The sequence below is a fragment of the Modestobacter sp. SYSU DS0875 genome (assembly GCF_054050915.1).
In genome coordinates this window covers 154,402-171,855 of record NZ_JBJHAH010000002.1, presented here as the reverse complement: position 1 = coordinate 171,855, position 17,454 = coordinate 154,402, and the positions used below count along the sequence as shown (strand labels likewise).

Genomic DNA, 17,454 nt, shown 5'->3' with positions numbered 1-17,454 from the left:
GGGGACGGTGCGGCAGCAGCCCACCACACGGGCCGGTCGGCGGTCGCACGGGCGGTGTGCTGACATGGCCCGGTGCAGCAGTGGTCCGTGGTCGTGCCGGCCAAGCGGCTGGCGTCGGCCAAGACGCGGCTGGCCCCGCTGACCACCGGTCTCGGCTCGGAGGCCACCGCCCGGCACGAGGAGCTGGTGCTGGCCCTGCTGGCCGACACCGTCGCCGCCGCGCTTGCCGCGGACGCCGTCGCCGGGGTGCTGGTGGTCACCGACGAGCCGCGGGCCGCCGCCGTCGCCACCGCCCTGGGGGCGGCCACCGTCGGCGACGAACCCGACCGCGGGCTCAACGCCGCGCTGGCGCACGGCGCGGCGCATGCGCGGCGCACCGGGGCGGCCGCCGTCGCGGCGCTCTCCTCCGACCTGCCGGCGCTGCGCCCGGCGGAGCTGACCGCCGCCCTGCAGGAGGCGGTGGCGCAGCCGCGGGCGTTCGTCGCCGACGCCGCGGGCACCGGGACGACGCTGTTGTGCGCGGGCCCCGGCGTCGGGCTGGACCCGCGCTTCGGGCCGGCCTCGGCCGTCGCGCACGCGGCGAGCGGCGCCGTCCCGCTCAGCGGCAGCCGGCCGGGGCTGCGCCGTGACGTCGACACGCCTGCCGACCTGCGGGCCGCCGAACGGCTCGGGCTGGGGCCGCGGAGCACGGCACTCCTGTCGGCCACCTGCTGGTCACCTCGGTGAGGCAGGATCGACCCGTGCCTGCCGCCGACCCGACGCTGCCCGCCGACCGGTTCCTCAACCGCGAGCTCTCCTGGCTGGACTTCAACGCCCGGGTGCTCGAACTGGCCGAGGACGACAGCCTGCCGTTGCTGGAACGGGTGAAGTTCCTCTCCATCTTCGCCAGCAACCTCGACGAGTTCTTCATGGTCCGGATCGCCGGCCTCAAGCGCCGGCAGAGCACCGGGCTCACCGTCCGGTCCCCCGACGGGCTGACCATCCGCGAGCAGCTGACCCGGGTCACCGAGCGCACCCAGGACCTCATGCACCGGCACGCCGGGGTCTTCACCAAGGACGTCACCCCGCTGCTGGAGGAGCAGGGCATCCGGATCCTGCACTGGAGCGACCTCGCCGACGCCGACGCGATGCGGCTGCGCGAGTACTTCCGCGACCAGGTGTTCCCGGTGCTCACCCCGCTGGCGGTCGACCCGGCGCACCCCTTCCCCTACATCAGCGGGCTCTCGCTGAACCTGGCGGTCTCCGTCCGCGACCCGGACACCGGCGCGCCCCGGTTCGCGCGGGTGAAGGTGCCCAACAACGTGCCCCGGTTCATCCCGGTGTCCCCGGCCGGGGGGCAGCACAGCGACGCGACGGCGGTCTTCCTCCCGCTGGAGGACCTGATCGCCGCCCACCTCGGCCAGCTGTTCCCCGGCCTGGACGTGCTCGACCACCACCTGTTCCGGGTGACCCGCAACGCCGACCTGGAGGTCGAGGAGGACCGGGACGAGGACCTGCTGCAGGCGCTGGAGCGGGAGCTCGCCCGGCGCCGGTTCGGGCCGGCGGTGCGCCTGGAGGTCACCGCGGCGATGGACCCGCAGATCCTCGACGTGCTCGTCTCCGAGCTGGAGATCAGCCCGGCCGACGTCGTCTCGGTGCCCGGCCTGCTGGACCTGGCCTCGCTGATGGAGCTCTACGACCTGGACCGGCCCGAGCTGAAGGACGAGCCGTTCGTGCCGGCCACCCACCCGCGGCTGAGCGAGGGCGAGACGCCCAAGAGCGTCTTCGCCACGCTGCGCGAGGGCGACGTGCTGGTGCACCACCCCTACGACTCCTTCGCCACCAGCGTGCAGCGGTTCATCGAGCAGGCGGCCGCTGATCCGCACGTGCTGGCGATCAAGCAGACCCTCTACCGCACCTCCGGCGACTCCCCGATCGTCTCGGCGCTGATCGAGGCGGCCCAGGCGGGCAAGCAGGTCGTCGTCCTGGTCGAGATCAAGGCGCGGTTCGACGAGGAGGCCAACATCAGCTGGGCCCGCTCGCTGGAGCGGGCCGGCTGCCACGTCGTCTACGGGCTGGTCGGCCTGAAGACGCACTGCAAGACGGCGCTGGTGGTCCGGATGGAGAACGGGGTGATCCGCCGCTACTGCCACATCGGCACCGGCAACTACAACCCCAAGACCGCGCGGATATACGAGGACATGGGCATCCTCACCGCCGACCCGCGGGTGGGCGCCGACCTCACCGACCTGTTCAACACCCTCACCGGCTACTCGCGGCAGACCACCTACCGGTCGCTGCTGGTGGCGCCCCGCGGCGTCCGGACCGGGCTGGTCGAGCGGATCCGCCGCGAGGCCCGGCACGCCGCCGAGGGACGCCCCTCGGGCATCCGGATCAAGGTGAACTCGCTGGTCGACGAGCAGATCATCGACGCGCTCTACGAGGCATCGCTGGCCGGCGTGCCGGTCGAGCTGCTCATCCGCGGCATCTGCGCGCTGCGGCCGGGCGTCCCGGGGCTGAGCGAGAACATCCGGGTGCGCTCGATCGTCGGCCGGTTCCTGGAGCACTCGCGGGCGATCAGCTTCGTCAACGACGGGTCGCCGGAGTGGTGGATCGGCAGCGCCGACCTGATGCACCGCAACCTCGACCGCCGGGTGGAGGTGCTGCTGCGGGTCAACGACCCGGCCGCGCAGCGTCAGCTGCAGGAGGTCTTCGACCGGGCACTGGCGCCCGACGTGCGCTGCTGGGAGCTGTCCGCCGACGGCGCCTGGACCCGGACCGGGGAGCGGGACCACCAGCTGGAGCTGCTCACCGGGCGGGGTGAGCACGCTGCCTGAGGCCGCCCCGCTGATCCCGGCCGCCGGCGGTGCCGTGTGGCGCCCCGGCCCCGGCGGCGTGCTCGAGACCGCCCTGGTGCACCGGCCGAAGTACGACGACTGGTCGCTGCCCAAGGGCAAGCTGGACGCCGGGGAGCACCCGCTGCTGGCCGCCGTCCGAGAGGTGGAGGAGGAGACCGGCCTGCGCACCGTCGTCGGCCGGCGCAGCGTGCAGACCCGCTACGAGCACCGGCACGGCCCCAAGCGGGTCGACTACTGGGTGATGCGCGCCGCCGGCGGGGACTTCACGCCCAACGGGGAGGTCGACGAGCTGCGCTGGCTCCCGCTGCCCGACGCCGGCCGGCTGGTCACCCACGACCACGACCGCGCGGTGCTCCACGACCTGGCCCGCACCGACGTCCCGCGGATGCCGCAGCTGCTGCTGGTCCGGCACGCGTCGGCCGGCGAGCGCGGCGACTGGGCCGGCCCGGACGACGAGCGGCCGCTGGACCGCCGGGGCCGCGGTCAGGCGGCCGCGCTGGCCGCGGTGCTGCCGGCCTTCAACCCCGTCCGGGTGCTCAGCGCCCCGCCGCTGCGCTGCCGGGAGACCGTGGCGCCGCTCGCCGAGGAGCTGGGCCTGCCGGTGGGCGAGGCGCCCGAGCTCGGCGAGGACGGGTTCGACGCCGACCCGCAGGCGGGGCTGGCCCTCGTCGAACGGCTGCTCACCACCGACGCGCCGGACGACGGCGTGACCGTCGTCTGCAGCCAGGGCGGGGCGATCCCCTCGGTGCTGCTGTCGCTGGGGGTGCGCTGGCACGGCACGGCAGGGGCGCTGTGGCCACCGGCGGCCAAGGGCAGCGTGTGGGCGCTCAGCGGCCGCCCCGGCACGCTCGCCGCCGACTACTACCGCGACTTCAGCGCCGACCCGGCGGCTCCCGCAGGCCGGGCGACCGGCGCCGCCGGCCGGGTCGCCGCCGCCAGCAGCTGACGAAGGACCACCGGTCCGGCGCCCGTCCCCCGCACCAGTGACCGTCCTCCCGCACCAACGTCGCCGCGGGAGGACAGGCAGTGATCAGGTCACCTGATCACTGCCTGTCCCACTGCCGTCAGGCAGGGAGGGCAGGGAGGGCCGCCGGCTTCCAGGACGGGCGGCGGGCCTCGAACGCCGCGACGTCGTCCAGGTGGCGCTCGGTGAGCCCGACGTCGTCGAGCCCCTCCAGCAGTCGCCAGCGGGTGTAGTCGTCGATGTCGAACGGCACCGTGACGTCGGCGTAGGTGACCTGCCTGGCCCGCAGGTCGACGGTCACCGCGGTGGCCGGGTCGGCCTCGATCGCGGTCCAGAGCGCCTCGACGTCGGCCTGCGGGAGCAGCACGGTGAGCAGCCCGGACTTGGTCGAGTTGTTCTTGAAGATGTCGGCGAACCGGGAGCTGATGACCACCCGGAAACCGCCGTCGAGCAGCGCCCACACCGCGTGCTCACGCGAGGAGCCGGTGCCGAAGTCGGGGCCGGCGACCAGGATCGAGGCGTCGGCGTACTGCGGCTGGTTGAGCACGAAGTCCGGCTCGTTGGTGCGCCAGGCGACGAACAGCCCGTCCTCGAACCCGGTGCGGGTGATCCGCTTGAGGTACTCGGCCGGGATGATCTGGTCGGTGTCGACGTTGCTGCGCCGCAGCGGCGCCGCGGTGCCGGTGTGCGTGGTGAAGGCGTCCATGATGCAGCTCTCCAGCGGGTCAGACGGTCGTCGGAACGGCGTCGGGCAGGTCGGCCGGGGCAGTGAGCCGGCCGGTGAGCGCGGTGGCCGCGGCCACCGCCGGGGAGACCAGGTGGGTGCGCCCGCCCTTGCCCTGCCGGCCCTGGAAGTTGCGGTTGCTGGTCGACGCCGACCGCTCGCCGGGCTTGAGCTGGTCGGGGTTCATGCCCAGGCACATCGAGCAGCCCGCGCCCCGCCACTCGGCCCCGGCCTCGAGGAAGACCCGGTCCAGGCCCTCCGCCTCGGCCTGCTGCTTGACCTGCACCGAGCCGGGGACGACGAGCATCCGGGTGCTGGCGTCGACGCGCTTGCCCTTCAGCAGTGCGGCGGCGACCCGGAGGTCCTCGATCCGGCCGTTGGTGCACGAGCCCAGGAAGACGGTGTCCACGTCGATCTCGCGCAGCGGGGTGCCGGCGGTCAGGCCCATGTAGGCCAGTGCGGACTCGGCGGCCCGGCGCTCGCTCTCGTCGGCGATCTGCGCCGGGTCGGGGACGCTGGCGCCGATCGGCAGCCCCTGGCCGGGGTTGGTGCCCCAGGTGACGTAGGGGGTCAGCGACGCGGCGTCGATGCGCACCTCGCGGTCGAACACGGCGTCGTCGTCGGTGCGCAGCGTGCGCCACTCCGCGACCGCGGCGTCCCAGTCGGCGCCCTGCGGGGCGTGCGGGCGGCCGGCCAGGAAGTCGAAGGTGGTCTGGTCGGGGGCGATCAGCCCGGCGCGGGCGCCGGCCTCGATCGACATGTTGCAGATCGTCATCCGGGCCTCCATGGACAGCGCCTCGATCGCGCTGCCCCGGTACTCGATGACGTGACCCTGGCCGCCGCCGGTGCCGATCTCGGCGATGACCGCGAGGATGATGTCCTTCGCCGAGACGCCGGGCGGCAGCTCGCCGTCGACGGTCACCGCCATCTGCTTGGCCGGCAGCTGCGGCAGGGTCTGGGTCGCCAGCACGTGCTCGACCTCGCTGGTGCCGATGCCGAAGGCCAGCGCCCCGAACGCCCCGTGGGTGGAGGTGTGGCTGTCGCCGCAGACGATCGTCATCCCCGGCTGGGTGAGACCCAGCTGCGGGCCGATGACGTGCACGATGCCCTGGTCGCGGTCGCCCATCGGGGCCAGCCGGATGCCGAACTCCGCGGCGTTGCGCCGCAGCGCCTCGACCTGGGCGCGGGACACCGGGTCGGCGATCGGCTTGAGGATGTCCAGCGTCGGGACGTTGTGGTCCTCGGTCGCCATGGTCAGGTCCGGCCGGCGGACGGTGCGGCCGGCGGCACGGAGGCCGTCGAACGCCTGGGGGCTGGTCACCTCGTGCACGAGGTGCAGGTCGATGTAGAGCAGGTCGGGCTCGCCCGCCGTCCGCCGGACGACGTGCTGCTCGTACACCTTCTGCGCCAGGGTCCTGCCCACGGTGCGTCCTCCTCGATCGGGCGACGGCGGTTGACCGTCTCACCCACTGGGATGCGAGTATTGCTACGTGGGACAGCCTAACCCCGTTGCCGTGCTGGACAAAGCAGTGGCCATCCTCCGGTCGGTGACCGAGGAGCCCGCCACCCTCGCCGAGCTCGTGAACCGCACCGGCCTGCCCCGGGCGACCGCGCACCGGCTGGCCACCGCCCTGGAGGGACACCGCCTGCTGCGGCGGACCGCCGGCGGGGCCTGGGCGCCCGGCCCGGCACTCGCCGAGCTGGGCCGGGGCGGCGCCGACCTGGCCGACCTGGCCGGCCGCCACCTGCCCGGGCTGCGCGACGCCACCGGGGAGAGCGCCCAGTTCTACGTGCGCGACGGGAGCAGCCGGGTCTGCATCGCCGCGGCCGAGCGGCTGAGCGGCCTGCGCGACACCGTCCCCGTGGGCGCCCGCCTGCCACTGACCGCGGGATCGGCCGCCCACGCCCTGCTGGCGTTCACCCCCGCCGACGAGGTGAACGCCCTGCTGCCCTCGGCGAGCTTCACCGCCCGCACGCTGCTCGACGTCCGCCGCCGCGGCTGGGCGCACAGCATCGCCGAGCGGGAGCCGGGCGTCGCGTCGCTGTCCGCGCCGGTGCGGGACGGCACCGGCGGCGTGCTCGGCGCCGTGTCGATCTCCGGCCCGATCGAGCGACTGGGCCGCCGGCCGAGCCCGGAGGTGGTCGCCGCGGTGCTCGACGCCGCGCTGGCGATCTCCCGCGCCGCGCGCTGAGACGCTGGATCGTTGCTACGTAGTTCCGTAGAGTGCCGAGCATGGACGACGCTCGGCTGACCCGGATCGAGGAACGGCTCACCGCCCTGGAGCGCCGCCGACCGACCCCACCCGGTCCGGCCCTCCCCGACGAGGAGCGGTTCTGGCTGCTGACCGGGCTGGCCGGCGACGCGGCGGAGCTGCCCGGTGGCGCAGTCGCCTACGGCGGGCAGGTGCGCCTGCCCGGCGGCGAGGAGTACGCCTGGCAGCGGACCCACGGGGCCGAGGAGATCCGCTCGACCGGCCCCGAAGTCGACGACGCCCTCGCCTCCACCCTGTCGGCGCTAGCCCACCCGGTGCGCCTCCGGCTGCTGCGCGAGGTGCTGGGCGGCACCACCACGACCGCGGCGCTGGCCGCCCTCCCGGGCCTGGGCACCACCGGCCAGCTGCACCACCACCTGCGCCAGCTCACCGCCGCCGGCTGGCTGCGCACGACCGCGCGAGGCGCGTACGGGGTCCCGCCCGAGCGGGTCGTCCCGCTGCACGTCGTCCTCGCCGCGGTGGCGTCGTGAGCCCGACGGTGCGCCGGCTGGCAGCCCGGGTCCGGTCGTCGCTGCCGGCGCTGGCCCTCCTGCTGATCCTGGCCGAGGGCACGCGCCTGGTCCCGGGGGGTGCACTGGCCGCGATCGTCGTCCTGGTCGGCCTGAGCCTGCTGGACCGGGTGCGGCCGCCCGAGGCGCCGCTGCGGGTCGTGGAGTCACCGGTGCGTGGCCCGTGGCGGGCGCTCAACTCCCCCGCCACGAAGACCCCCTCGCACGGGACGAACGGTCTGGGCCAGACCTACGCCATCGACCTGGTGCTCGACCCGCCGGATGGCAGCCGCCCCGGGTTCGGGTCCGGCGGGCAGTGGCGCCGGCCGGAGGAGTACCCGGCGTTCGGCCAGCCGCTGTTCAGCCCGGTCGACGGCGTCGTGGTGCGCGTGCACCAGCGGCAGCGCGACCACCGGGCCCGCAGCGGCTGGCTGTCGGTGCTGTACCTGCTGGGCCCCGAGGGCCTCGTCCGGATGTTCGGCGGAACCCGCGTGATCTTCGGCAACCACGTCGTCGTCCGGGCCGACGACGGGGTGCACGCCGCGCTCGGCCACCTCCGGCGCGGCTCGGTCCTCGTCCGGCTGGGCGAGCGGGTGGTCGCCGGCCAGCAGCTGGCCGAGTGCGGGAACTCCGGCAACAGCAGCGAGCCGCACCTGCACGTCCAGCTGTGCGACTCGGCCGGGGTGGCCGGGGCGGCCGGGATCCCGATGGCCTTCCGGGCCGGGGGCACCGACGGCGCCGACGGCCTGCCGGCCGACGGCGAGCTGCTCGAGCCGGCCGCCGGCTGACCCGGACGCGCGACGGCCCGCAGCGGAGCTCCCGCTGCGGGCCGTCGTCTGGTTCGGCTCCGGGCTACCGGCCCGCGGTGTCCGCGCCCCCGGTCGGGTCCTCGACCGCGTGGTCGTCCTCGACGACGACCGGCCGCAGCCGGGTCCAGGCGGCGAACGCCAGGGCGAAGACCACCATGCCGATGCCGACCCAGAGGTTGGCGTTCCAGTCGCCGGTCTTGGCCGCCTCGGCGTCGCCGTAGTCGACGATGCCGAGGACCACCAGGACGACGCCGTAGAAGCCGATCAGCCCGGCGATGACCGTCCGGACGTCGTACGCGCCCGCGGTGTGCCGCTTCGTGCCGGCCGACGCCTGGCCCGCGTCCTGCCCGTTGTCTGCAGTGCTCATGGGTTGCTCCTCTGGGGAACGCTGGCGACGGTCAGCGGAAGATCAGGTTCAGGACGATGACCAGCACCAGGGCGATGCCGGCCAGCTTGGTCGGCGACTGGTACCAGGGCAGCAGGTGCGCGTCCGGGTCGGTGCGCACCTCCTTGGGCGTCTCGGAGTAGACCAGCCCGGCCAGCTCGGCGACCGGCTTGGGCCGGGTGACCATGCTGACCCCGACGCTGACGGCGATGTCGACGACGAACGCGGCACCGGCGGCGACGAAGCTGGCGCCCTGCCCCTCCAGGCCGATCACGCCGGTCTCGCTCAGCGACCAGACCAGCACCGCGGCGAGCGTGCCGGACACCAGGCCGGTCCACCCGGCCGTGGGCGTCATCCGCTTCCAGAACATGCCCAGGATGAACGTGGCGAACAGCGGGGCGTTGAAGAACCCGAACAGCGTCTGCAGGTAGTCCATCAGGTTGTCGAAGTTCGCCGCGATCAGCGCGGTGAAGATCGCGACCACGGTGGCGCCGACGGTGGCCAGCCGACCGACCCGCAGGTAGTACTCGTCGGGGCGGTCCTTCTTCACGTACTGCTGCCACAGGTCGTAGCTGAAGACGGTGTTGAAGGCGGAGATGTTGGCCGCCATGCCGGCCATGAAGGAGGCCAGCAGACCGGCGATCGCCACGCCCAGCAAGCCGTTGGGCAGCACGTCCCGGATGAGCAGCAGGATCGAGTCGTTGTAGGTGACGCCCGGGTCCCCGCCGGCCTTCAGGTCCGCGGTCTCGTTGACCAGCACCGCGGCGATCATGCCGGGGACGATCACGATGAACGGGATGAACATCTTCGGGAACGACCCGATGATGGGAGTGCTCCGGGCCGCGGACATGTTCTTGGTGGCCATCGCCCGCTGGACCTCGACGAAGTTCGTCGTCCAGTAGCCGAAGGAGAGCACGAAGCCCAGACCGAAGACGATCCCGATGACCGACAGCACCGGGTTGTCGATGCTGGTCAGGTCCGAGCCCGGCCAGGAGCTGAGGTCGTTCTCGTTGCCGCTGTCGCGGACCGCGTCGATCAGCCCGCCGACGCCGCCCACGCGGTGCAGACCGATGAGGGTCAGCGGCAGCAGCGCGGCGACGATGACGAAGAACTGCAGGACCTCGTTGTAGATGGCCGCGGAGAGCCCGCCGAGGGTGATGTAGCTGAGCACGATGACCGCGGCGACGATCAGCGAGATCCACTGCGGCCAGCCGAGCAGCGCGTTCACGATGGTGGCCAGCAGGTACAGGTTGATGCCGGCGATGAGCACCTGGGCCAGCGCGAAGCTCAGCGCGTTCACCAGGTGGGCCCCGGTGCCGAAGCGCCGGCGCATGAACTCCGGCACGGAGCGGACCTTCGAGCCGTAGTAGAAGGGCATCATCACGACGCCCAGGAAGAGCATGGCCGGGACGGCGCCGATCCAGAAGTAGTGGAACGTGGCCATGCCGAACTGGGCGCCGTTGGCCGACATGCCGATGATCTCGACGGCGCCGAGGTTGGCCGAGATGAACGCCAGCCCGGTCACCCAGGCCGGCAGCGACCGGCCGGAGAGGAAGAAGTCGAGGCTGTCGGACACCCGGCGCCGGGCGGCGAAGCCGATGAGCAGCACGACAGCGAAGTAGGCGACGACGAGCAGGTAGTCGACGACGTTGGCGTCGAGCCGCAAGGTCTCGTCAGCAGCGAGCACCACCGAGGGGTCCCTCCTGGTTGGGGTGACGGCCACCGGCACGGGTGCGGCGGGTGGCCATTTCCTGCCGTCAGGGCGGGGCACGGTGGTGCGGCGCGGTGAACAGCAACGGGACGCTAACACCGTTGCGCGGGCCAAACATTTCGGTGGTCACCGGGACGGGTGACCCCGGTGACCGAGAACACGAGAGCCCCCGACCCGGGTGGGTCGGGGGCTCTCCGCTGTAGCCCCGAAGGGATTCGAACCCTCGCTACCGCCGTGAGAGGGCGGCGTCCTGGGCCGCTAGACGACGGGGCCGTGCGCGCAGAGATCTTGCCACACCGGGTCCGGGGCGGTGGACCCGGGGTGGCCCGGCCCGGGAACGACGAGAGCCCCCGACCCGGGTGGGTCGGGGGCTCTCCGCTGTAGCCCCGAAGGGATTCGAACCCTCGCTACCGCCGTGAGAGGGCGGCGTCCTGGGCCGCTAGACGACGGGGCCGTGCGTGGTGCTGGGTGGTGCTGGAGGAGATGGTGCTTCCTCGCTGGGGTACCAGGACTCGAACCTAGACTAACGGAACCAGAAACCGTCGGGCTGCCAATTACCCCATACCCCATTGGCCGTGCACCGCCTTGCGGCGACGGGAAGAAACGATACCCGATGCGCGGCGAGCGTGCGGAGGCACCCCCCTGCCCGGCGCGTCAGCCCCCCGGTGGCCGTGCCCAGCGGTCGTCCGGCGGGGGCGGTGACCCGGCAGGTGCCGCCGTCGGCCCGTACCCCGGTGGCGGCCCGTAGGCAGGTCCGTAGGCCGGTGGCGCGTACCCCGGTGGGCCGTAAGCGGGTGGGCCGTACCCCGGTGGCGCGTACCCCGGTGGCGCATACCCCGGTGGGCCGTAAGCGGGTGGGCCGTACCCCGGTGGGCCGTAAGCGGGTGGGCCATAGCCAGACGGGCCATGGGCCGGCGCCGGCAGGGCGGGCGGCACCACGTACGGGGGCGGGCCGGCGGGCGGCCAGCTCGGGCCGCTCGGGCCCTGGGCCGCACCCCGCAGGTCCAGGGCCGGGCTCAGCAGCTCCGGGCGCAGCCGGCGGCTCAGGGCCCGCACCCACAGCACGTAGGCGACCATGCCGGCGGTCCCCAGCAGCGCCGCCCACCAGCCGAGCAGGTCGCCGGAGGCGTCGGCCTGGACCGCTCCGCCCAGCGCGCCGCCCAGCAGGAAGATCACCATGTTGTTCACCGCGTGGGCGACGATCGCCGCCTCCAGGCCGCCGGTCCACCAGACGAGGGCGGAGAACGACAGGCCCATGGCGAACCGGTAGAGGAAGGACTCGGCGTCCGGCGGGAGGTGGGCGACGGAGAACAGCGTCGCGGTCACCACGGCCGCGACCAGCGCACCGGCCCGCGGCCGACCGATCCAGCCGGCGATCGCCTGGCTGAGGTAGCCGCGGAAGCCGTACTCCTCGGCCGCGGCCTGCAGCGGGGTGGTCAGCACGACGACGAGGACCAGCCAGCCGTAGGAGGCCGACGGCCCGGTGACGCCGCCGGGCCCGGTCACGGTGTCGATGACCACCAGCACGGCCACCGCGACGCCCAGGCTGGCCAGGCCACGCCAGCCCAGCGGTGCGAACAGCCGCCAGCGCAGCCGGCCCAGCACCGATGAGGACCAGCCGATCCGCATGCCGTGCGCCACCGCCCAGCACAGCCAGATGATCGGGATCGCGACGATCAGCGAGATGTTGGTCAGCAGCAGCACACCGGCGTCGGTGAGGTCCATGTACAGGTCGACGGTGAGCCCGGTGACCAGCGCGACCCCGGCGATCACCACCCCGGCGACCAGGTAGAGGACGCAGAGCAGCAGCAGCCCGAGCACCGGCCGCCACCACGCCCAGTCGCGGGCCCGCATGAGCAGGGCGTAGGGCTGTGGGGTGTCGTGCGGCGGCGCTCCCGGCGGGGTGACCGGCCGGGAGCGCCGACCGGACGGCACCGGCCCGGCGGGCACCGGCTGACCCGGGGGCGGGTACCAGGCAGCGACCCGGGGCACCACCGGTGGCGCCCCGTGCGGGCCCGTGGGTGGCGGGCCCGTGTAGGGCCGGTTCGGCTGCCCGGCCGGGACACCACCCCAGCCGGTCATCCCGTCGCGATCCCGCGGGCGGCGGCCAGCCGCGCGAGGGTGCGCTCACGGCCGAGCAGTTCGATCGACTCGTACAGCGGCGGGGAGACGGTGCGGCCGCTGACCGCCACCCGAACCGGGCCGAACGCCTGGCGGGGCTTGCGGCCCAGCCCGTCGACGAGGGCCTCCTTCAACGCCGCCTCGATGGCCGGGGTGCTCCAGTCGGCGAGGTCGCGCAGGGCGGCCGTGGCCGCGTCGAGCACCTCGCCGGCCCCCGCGCCCAGCTGCTTGTCAGCGGCCGCCTGGTCGATCTCGACGTCCTCGGTGAAGAGGAAGCCGAGCAGCCCGACGGCGTCGGACAGCACGATCATGCGCTCCTGGGCCAGCGGTGCGATCGCCTCCAGCACCCGCTGCTGCTCGGCGGTGGGCGGGTCGGCGACCAGCCCGGCCGCGGCCAGGAAGGGCACGACCCGGGTGAGGAACTCCCCGGCCGGCAGCGCGCGGAGGTGGGCGGCGTTGATGGCCTCGGCCTTCTTCAGGTCGAAGCGCGCGGGGTTGGCGCTGACCCGGGTGACGTCGAAGGCCTCGACCATCTCCTGCACGGAGAAGACGTCGCGGTCCTCGGCGATCGACCAGCCCAGCAGCGCCAGGTAGTTGACCAGCCCCTCGGGCAGGAAGCCGCGCTCCCGGTAGACGTCGAAGTTCGACTGCGGGTCGCGCTTGGACAGCTTCTTGTTGCCCTCGCCGTTGACCAGCGGCAGGTGGCCGAAGCGCGGTGTCCCGGTGGCGACACCGATGTCGGTGAGCGCGCGGTAGAGCGCGAGCTGCCGCGGGGTGGAGGGCAGCAGGTCCTCACCGCGCAGCACGTCGGTGACGCCCATCAGCGCGTCGTCGACGGGGTTGACGAAGGGGTACAGCGGGGCGCCGTTGCCGCGGACGAGCACGAAGTCCGGGACGGAGCCGGCGGCGAAGCGCACCTCACCGCGCACCAGGTCGGTCCAGCTGATGTCCTCGTCGGGCATCCGCAGCCGCAGCACCGGCTGTCGGCCCTCGGCGCGGAAGGCGGCCTTCTGCTCCTCGGTGAGGTGGCGGTCGGCGTTGTCGTAGCCGAGCTTGGGGTCCTGGCCCGCGGCCCGCCGTCGCGCGTCGACCTCCTCGTTGGTGGAGAAGGACTCGTAGGCGTGCCCGGCGGCCAGCAGCTTCGCCGCGACCTCCCGGTACACCTCCGCGCGCTCCGACTGGCGGTACGGGCCGTTCGGCCCGCCGACCTCGGGGCCCTCGTCCCAGTCCAGCCCGAGCCAGCGCAGGCAGTCCAGCAGGTGCCGGTAGGACTCCTCGGAGTCCCGGGCGGCGTCGGTGTCCTCGATCCGGAACAGGAACCGGCCGCCGGTGTGCCGGGCGTGCGCCCAGTTGAACAGGGCCGCCCGCATCACCCCGACGTGCACCAGCCCGGTCGGGGACGGGCAGAAGCGGGTCTTGACGCTCATCGGGCGCCACCCGCGGTGGAGGCCGGGTCGGCGCCGGCGACGGAGTTGGTCAGCGTGCCCAGGCCCTCGATGGTGCACTCGACGCGCTGGCCGGGGCGGATCGGCCCCACGCCCGCGGGAGTGCCGGTGAGCACGACGTCGCCGGGCAGCAGCGTCATGACCTGGGAGATGTGCGAGATCAGCCGCGGGACGTCGAACAGCAGCTGGCTGGTACGGCCGGACTGGCGGCGCTCGCCGTCGACGCTGCAGCTGAGCTCCAGGTCGGCCGGGTCCTTCCCCAGGCCGGCGAGGTCGGTCTCGATCCAGGGGCCCAGCGGGCAGAACGAGTCGAAGCCCTTGGCCCGGGTCCACTGCCCGTCGCCGCGCTGCATGTCCCGCTCGGTGACGTCGTTGCCGATCGTGTAGCCGAAGATGCTGGCCGGGGCCTGCTCCGGGGTCACCTGGCGGGCGCCGCGGGCGCCGATCACGACGGCGAGCTCGACCTCGTGGTGCACGTTGCTGCTGCCCGGCGGGATGCGGATCGCGTCGCCGGGGCCGATCACCGTGGTGGAGGGCTTGAGGAAGATCAGCGGCTCGGCCGGGGCGTCGCCGGTGTTCATCTCCTTCACGTGCTCGGCGTAGTTCTTGCCGACGCCGACCACCTTGCTCGGCAGGATGGGCGAGAGCAGCCGGACGTCGGCGGCGGCGAACCGCTGGCCGGTGAAGGAGATCTGGCCGAACGGGTGGCCCTCGATCTGGGCGACCTGGCCGTCCCCGTCGAGGACCCCGAAGGACATGCCGGCTGGGTGGGCGTAACGGACGATGCGCACGTCGTCAGGCTAGCCGGGGCCGCCGGGCGCCGACGCGGCCCCGCCGGGCGGCGGCTCCCAGCGCAGCACCGCGGTGCCCGCCGCCACGGCCGGCCCCACCGGGACCGCCCGCAGGGCGGCGTTGCGCAGCGTCTGGGGCAGCCCGCCCGGCACGTGCGCGCCGAACCGCGCGGTCTGCGCCGAGCGGCGGGCGATCTGCCGGCAGCGGGGACGGCGGGCGCGGTCGAAGGCGGCCAGCGCGGCGCGCAGGGCCGTGCCCGCACCCACCGGCCCGCCGATGAGCCGCCCGACGCAGACCCCGTCCTCGAGGGAGGTGTTCGCGCCCTGGCCCATGGTGGGCAGCATCGCGTGGGCCGCGTCGCCGATGAGCACCGTGCGCCCGCGCACGTAGGCCGGCAGCCCACGCGGCAGGGAGTGCACGTCGTGCCGCAGCAGCTGCCCGGGGGTGGTGCGGGCGATCGTGGCCCGGACCTCGGCGGACCAGCCGGAGAACCGGTCGACCGCCGCCGCCAGCTCGTCGGCGAGCGGGGTCCGCTCCGGGTGACGGACGTAGCCGTACCAGTACACCTGCGTGGGGCTGATCCGCACGGTGCCGAACTCGGCGCCGGGGCCCCAGTGGGCGGCGAACCCGGCGTCCGGGGTGCTGTCGTCGTCCACCACGGCCCGCCAGCTGGTCCGCCCGCTGTAGCGCAGTGCTGCCCGGCGCCCCGGGAACAGCGCGCTGCGCACGGTGCTGCGGACGCCGTCGGCCGCCACGACGAGATCGGCGGTGGTGGCGTGCTCCCCGGCGTCGTCGAGCCAGGTGACCACCGCGGGGGCGCCCTCGGGGTCGCCCGGCTGCACGCCGACGACGCGGGCGCCGGGGGCGAGGTCGGCCGCCGCGGCGGCATCGAGCAACGCCGCGTGCAGCCGCTGCCGGTGCACGCCCCAGGCGACGTTCATCGCATCCGGGGTCTCGGGGATCCGCAGCAGCCACCGGCCGTGCCGGTCGCAGGTGCCGGCCGCCGCGGTCCGGTGCCCGGCGGCGCGCACCCGGTCGCCGACCCCGAGGGCGTCGAGCGCCGCCATCCCGTTCCGGGTGACCGCGAGCCCCGCGCCGACCTCCCCGAAAGCGGTGGCGCGCTCCAGCACGCGGACGCGCCAGCCGGCCCGGGTCAGGGAGGCCGCCGCGGCCAGCCCCGCGACCCCGCCGCCGACCACGACCGCCGAGCCCGGTCCGGTCATGCGGGACCGGAGGCGGGGTGGACCGCCGCGGGCGCTCCCGGCCGGTGCCGCACCGCGTAGGTGAGCGCGTCGACCAGGGCGTGCCAGGACGCCTCGACGATGTTGTCGTGCACGCCGACGGTGGTCCACTCCCCCGCGCCGTCGGTGCTGTCGATGAGCACCCGGGTGGTGGCGCTGGTGCCGCCGTTCCAGCCGAGGATGCGCACCTTGTAGTCGGCCAGCGACACCCCGGCGAGCGCCGGGAACTGGCCGACGAGGGCCTGGCGCAGCGCGTTGTCCAGGGCGTTGACCGGTCCGTTGCCCTCAGCTGTGCTGATGATCCGCTCCCGCTCCCCCGACGCCGTCCGCACGTGCACCTTCACCGTGGCCTCGCTGACCACCACGCCGTTGCCCCAGTGCTCGACCGAGGTGCGGTAGCTCTCCAGCTCGAACAGCGGCTCGGGGGCGCCGGCCAGCTGGGCACGCAGCAGCAGCTCGAAGGAGGCGTCGGCGGCCTCGAACGACCACCCGTCGGCCTCGAGCACCTTGACCTGGTCCACGACCCGGCCGATGGCGTCGCCCTGGCCGTCGAGGTCGACGCCCAGCTCGCGGCCCTTGAGCTCGACCGAGGCGCGGCCGGCCATCTCGGTGACGAGGATCCGCATGTCGTTGCCGACGACGGCGGGGTCCAGGTGGTTGTACAGCTGGGGGTCGACCTTGATCGCGCTGGCGTGCAGGCCTGCCTTGTGCGCGAACGCCGAGGCGCCGACGTAGGGCTGGTGGTCGTCGGGGGCGATGTTGGCCAGCTCGGCGATCGCCGCGCTGACCCGGGTCAGCTCCGGCAGGCACTCCGCCGGCACCACCGGCAGGCCCATCTTGGTGACCAGGTTGCCGATCAGCGCGAAGGTGTCGGCGTTGCCGGCGCGCTCGCCGTACCCGTTGGCGGTGCCCTGGACGTGCGTGACGCCGGCCTCGACCGCGGCCAGCGAGTTGGCGACGGCGCAGCCGGTGTCGTCCTGGCAGTGGATGCCCAGCCGGCCGACGACGCGCGAGCGCACGTCGGCCACCACCCGGGCGACCCCCGTCGGCAGCATGCCGCCGTTGGTGTCGCAGAGGACGCCGACCTCCGCGCCGGCGGCGAAGGCGGCGGCCAGCACCCGCACGCCGTGGTCGGGGTCGACGGCGTACCCGTCGAAGAAGTGCTCGCAGTCGACGAACACCCGGCGTCCGGCGGCCACCAGGTGGCTGACGGTGTCGGCCACCATCGCCAGGTTCTCCTCCAGCGAGGTGCGCAGCGCCTCGCGGACGTGCCGGACGTCGGACTTGGCAACGACGCAGACCACCGGCGCCCCCGAGTCCAGCAGCGCCTGCACCTGCGGGTCGTCCTCGACGCGGACGCCGGCCTTGCGGGTGGCGCCGAAGGCGACCAGCTGGGCGTGCTGCAGCTGCAGCTCGGTGCGCGCGCGGGCGAAGAACTCGGTGTCCTTGGGCAGCGCCCCGGGCCAGCCGCCCTCGATGAACCCGACGCCGATCTCGTCCAGCAGCCGGGCGACGGCGAGCTTGTCGGCGACGGAGTAGGTCACGCCCTCCCGCTGGGCGCCGTCGCGCAGCGTCGTGTCGAAGACGTGGAAGGCATCGGTGTCGAAGTCGTGGTGGTCCAGTTCGGTGGGCACGTGCTCTCCCGGGTCAGGTGGATCCTCCCC

At 74.1% G+C, this 17,454-nt stretch carries 15 protein-coding genes and 3 tRNA genes; 6 read left to right on the top strand and 12 right to left on the bottom strand.

What is annotated here, in order from left to right; translation table 11 throughout:
* The first annotated feature begins 72 nt into the window (after positions 1–72).
* From cofC to ACI79Y_RS01830, 3 genes are read left to right on the top strand one after another with little or no spacing between them, the layout of a single operon-like run.
* Positions 73–726, top strand: a complete 654-nt coding sequence (gene cofC / locus ACI79Y_RS01840; protein WP_457156849.1) for a 2-phospho-L-lactate guanylyltransferase — start codon at positions 73–75, stop codon at positions 724–726.
* Positions 727–740: 14 nt separating this feature from the next.
* Positions 741–2,816 (top strand): RNA degradosome polyphosphate kinase, encoded by a 2,076-nt coding sequence (locus ACI79Y_RS01835; RefSeq protein ID WP_457156848.1) that lies wholly within the window; start codon positions 741–743, stop codon positions 2,814–2,816.
* Complete coding sequence (locus tag ACI79Y_RS01830) at positions 2,800–3,783, top strand: NUDIX hydrolase (protein ID WP_457156847.1); 984 nt, start codon at positions 2,800–2,802, stop codon at positions 3,781–3,783. Before ACI79Y_RS01835 ends, ACI79Y_RS01830 begins: the two co-directional genes overlap by 17 nt.
* 118 nt (positions 3,784–3,901) lie before the next feature.
* On the opposite strand, the gene leuD is transcribed toward ACI79Y_RS01830, so the two are convergent.
* Entirely contained in the window at positions 3,902–4,507 is a 606-nt protein-coding gene (leuD, locus tag ACI79Y_RS01825; RefSeq protein WP_457156846.1) for a 3-isopropylmalate dehydratase small subunit, read from the bottom strand.
* A 19-nt stretch (positions 4,508–4,526) separates the two neighbouring features.
* Positions 4,527–5,948, bottom strand: coding sequence for a 3-isopropylmalate dehydratase large subunit (gene leuC, locus ACI79Y_RS01820; RefSeq protein ID WP_457156845.1), 1,422 nt, complete (start codon positions 5,946–5,948; stop codon positions 4,527–4,529).
* Positions 5,949–6,015: 67 nt separating this feature from the next.
* Here leuC and ACI79Y_RS01815 point away from each other — a divergent pair, with 67 nt between their 5' ends.
* Genes ACI79Y_RS01815 through ACI79Y_RS01805 form a run of 3 tightly spaced genes read left to right on the top strand, consistent with a single transcriptional unit; the run spans position 6,016 to position 8,074 of the window.
* Positions 6,016–6,717 carry an IclR family transcriptional regulator gene (locus ACI79Y_RS01815; RefSeq protein WP_457084614.1) on the top strand — a complete coding sequence of 234 codons (702 nt, stop codon included), beginning with the start codon at positions 6,016–6,018 and terminating at the stop codon, positions 6,715–6,717.
* Between the two features lie 41 nt (positions 6,718–6,758).
* Entirely contained in the window at positions 6,759–7,268 is a 510-nt protein-coding gene (locus ACI79Y_RS01810) for a hypothetical protein (RefSeq protein WP_457156844.1), read from the top strand.
* Positions 7,265–8,074, top strand: a complete 810-nt coding sequence (locus ACI79Y_RS01805) for a peptidoglycan DD-metalloendopeptidase family protein (RefSeq protein ID WP_457156843.1) — start codon at positions 7,265–7,267, stop codon at positions 8,072–8,074. The genes ACI79Y_RS01810 and ACI79Y_RS01805 overlap by 4 nt, the downstream gene beginning before the upstream one ends.
* Before the next feature lie 64 nt (positions 8,075–8,138).
* On the opposite strand, the gene ACI79Y_RS01800 is transcribed toward ACI79Y_RS01805, so the two are convergent.
* From ACI79Y_RS01800 to cimA, 10 genes are all read right to left on the bottom strand, one after another.
* Positions 8,139–8,462, bottom strand: a complete 324-nt coding sequence (locus ACI79Y_RS01800) for a hypothetical protein (protein WP_457156842.1) — start codon at positions 8,460–8,462, stop codon at positions 8,139–8,141.
* Between the two features lie 31 nt (positions 8,463–8,493).
* Positions 8,494–10,170, bottom strand: coding sequence for a sodium:solute symporter family protein (locus tag ACI79Y_RS01795; protein ID WP_457156841.1), 1,677 nt, complete (start codon positions 10,168–10,170; stop codon positions 8,494–8,496).
* A gap of 221 nt (positions 10,171–10,391) precedes the next feature.
* Positions 10,392–10,464, bottom strand: a tRNA-Glu gene (locus tag ACI79Y_RS01790).
* A 108-nt stretch (positions 10,465–10,572) separates the two neighbouring features.
* A tRNA-Glu gene (locus tag ACI79Y_RS01785) sits at positions 10,573–10,645 on the bottom strand.
* Positions 10,646–10,688: 43 nt separating this feature from the next.
* Positions 10,689–10,760 (bottom strand) — tRNA-Gln (locus tag ACI79Y_RS01780).
* Positions 10,761–10,845: 85 nt separating this feature from the next.
* Positions 10,846–12,141: a CPBP family glutamic-type intramembrane protease gene (locus ACI79Y_RS01775; protein ID WP_457156840.1), complete on the bottom strand. Its 1,296-nt coding sequence runs from the start codon at positions 12,139–12,141 to the stop codon at positions 10,846–10,848.
* 128 nt (positions 12,142–12,269) lie between these two features.
* Positions 12,270–13,739: a glutamate--tRNA ligase gene (gltX, locus tag ACI79Y_RS01770; RefSeq protein ID WP_457156839.1), complete on the bottom strand. Its 1,470-nt coding sequence runs from the start codon at positions 13,737–13,739 to the stop codon at positions 12,270–12,272.
* On the bottom strand, positions 13,736–14,548 hold the full coding sequence (locus tag ACI79Y_RS01765; protein WP_457156838.1) for a fumarylacetoacetate hydrolase family protein: 813 nt from the start codon (positions 14,546–14,548) through the stop codon (positions 13,736–13,738). The genes gltX and ACI79Y_RS01765 overlap by 4 nt, the downstream gene beginning before the upstream one ends.
* A 9-nt stretch (positions 14,549–14,557) precedes the next feature.
* Positions 14,558–15,772, bottom strand: coding sequence for an FAD-dependent monooxygenase (locus tag ACI79Y_RS01760; protein WP_457156837.1), 1,215 nt, complete (start codon positions 15,770–15,772; stop codon positions 14,558–14,560).
* Positions 15,769–17,424, bottom strand: a complete 1,656-nt coding sequence (cimA, locus tag ACI79Y_RS01755) for a citramalate synthase (protein WP_457156836.1) — start codon at positions 17,422–17,424, stop codon at positions 15,769–15,771. Before cimA ends, ACI79Y_RS01760 begins: the two co-directional genes overlap by 4 nt.
* Positions 17,425–17,454: the final 30 nt, after the last annotated feature.

Coding starts and splice junctions, on each gene's coding strand:
- leuD (WP_457156846.1), bottom strand. CDS start 4,507: ATGGACGCCTTCACCACGCACACCGGCACCGCGGCGCCGCTGCGGCGC.
- ACI79Y_RS01810 (WP_457156844.1), top strand. CDS start 6,759: ATGGACGACGCTCGGCTGACCCGGATCGAGGAACGGCTCACCGCCCTG.
- ACI79Y_RS01800 (WP_457156842.1), bottom strand. CDS start 8,462: ATGAGCACTGCAGACAACGGGCAGGACGCGGGCCAGGCGTCGGCCGGC.
- gltX (WP_457156839.1), bottom strand. CDS start 13,739: ATGAGCGTCAAGACCCGCTTCTGCCCGTCCCCGACCGGGCTGGTGCAC.
- ACI79Y_RS01760 (WP_457156837.1), bottom strand. CDS start 15,772: ATGACCGGACCGGGCTCGGCGGTCGTGGTCGGCGGCGGGGTCGCGGGG.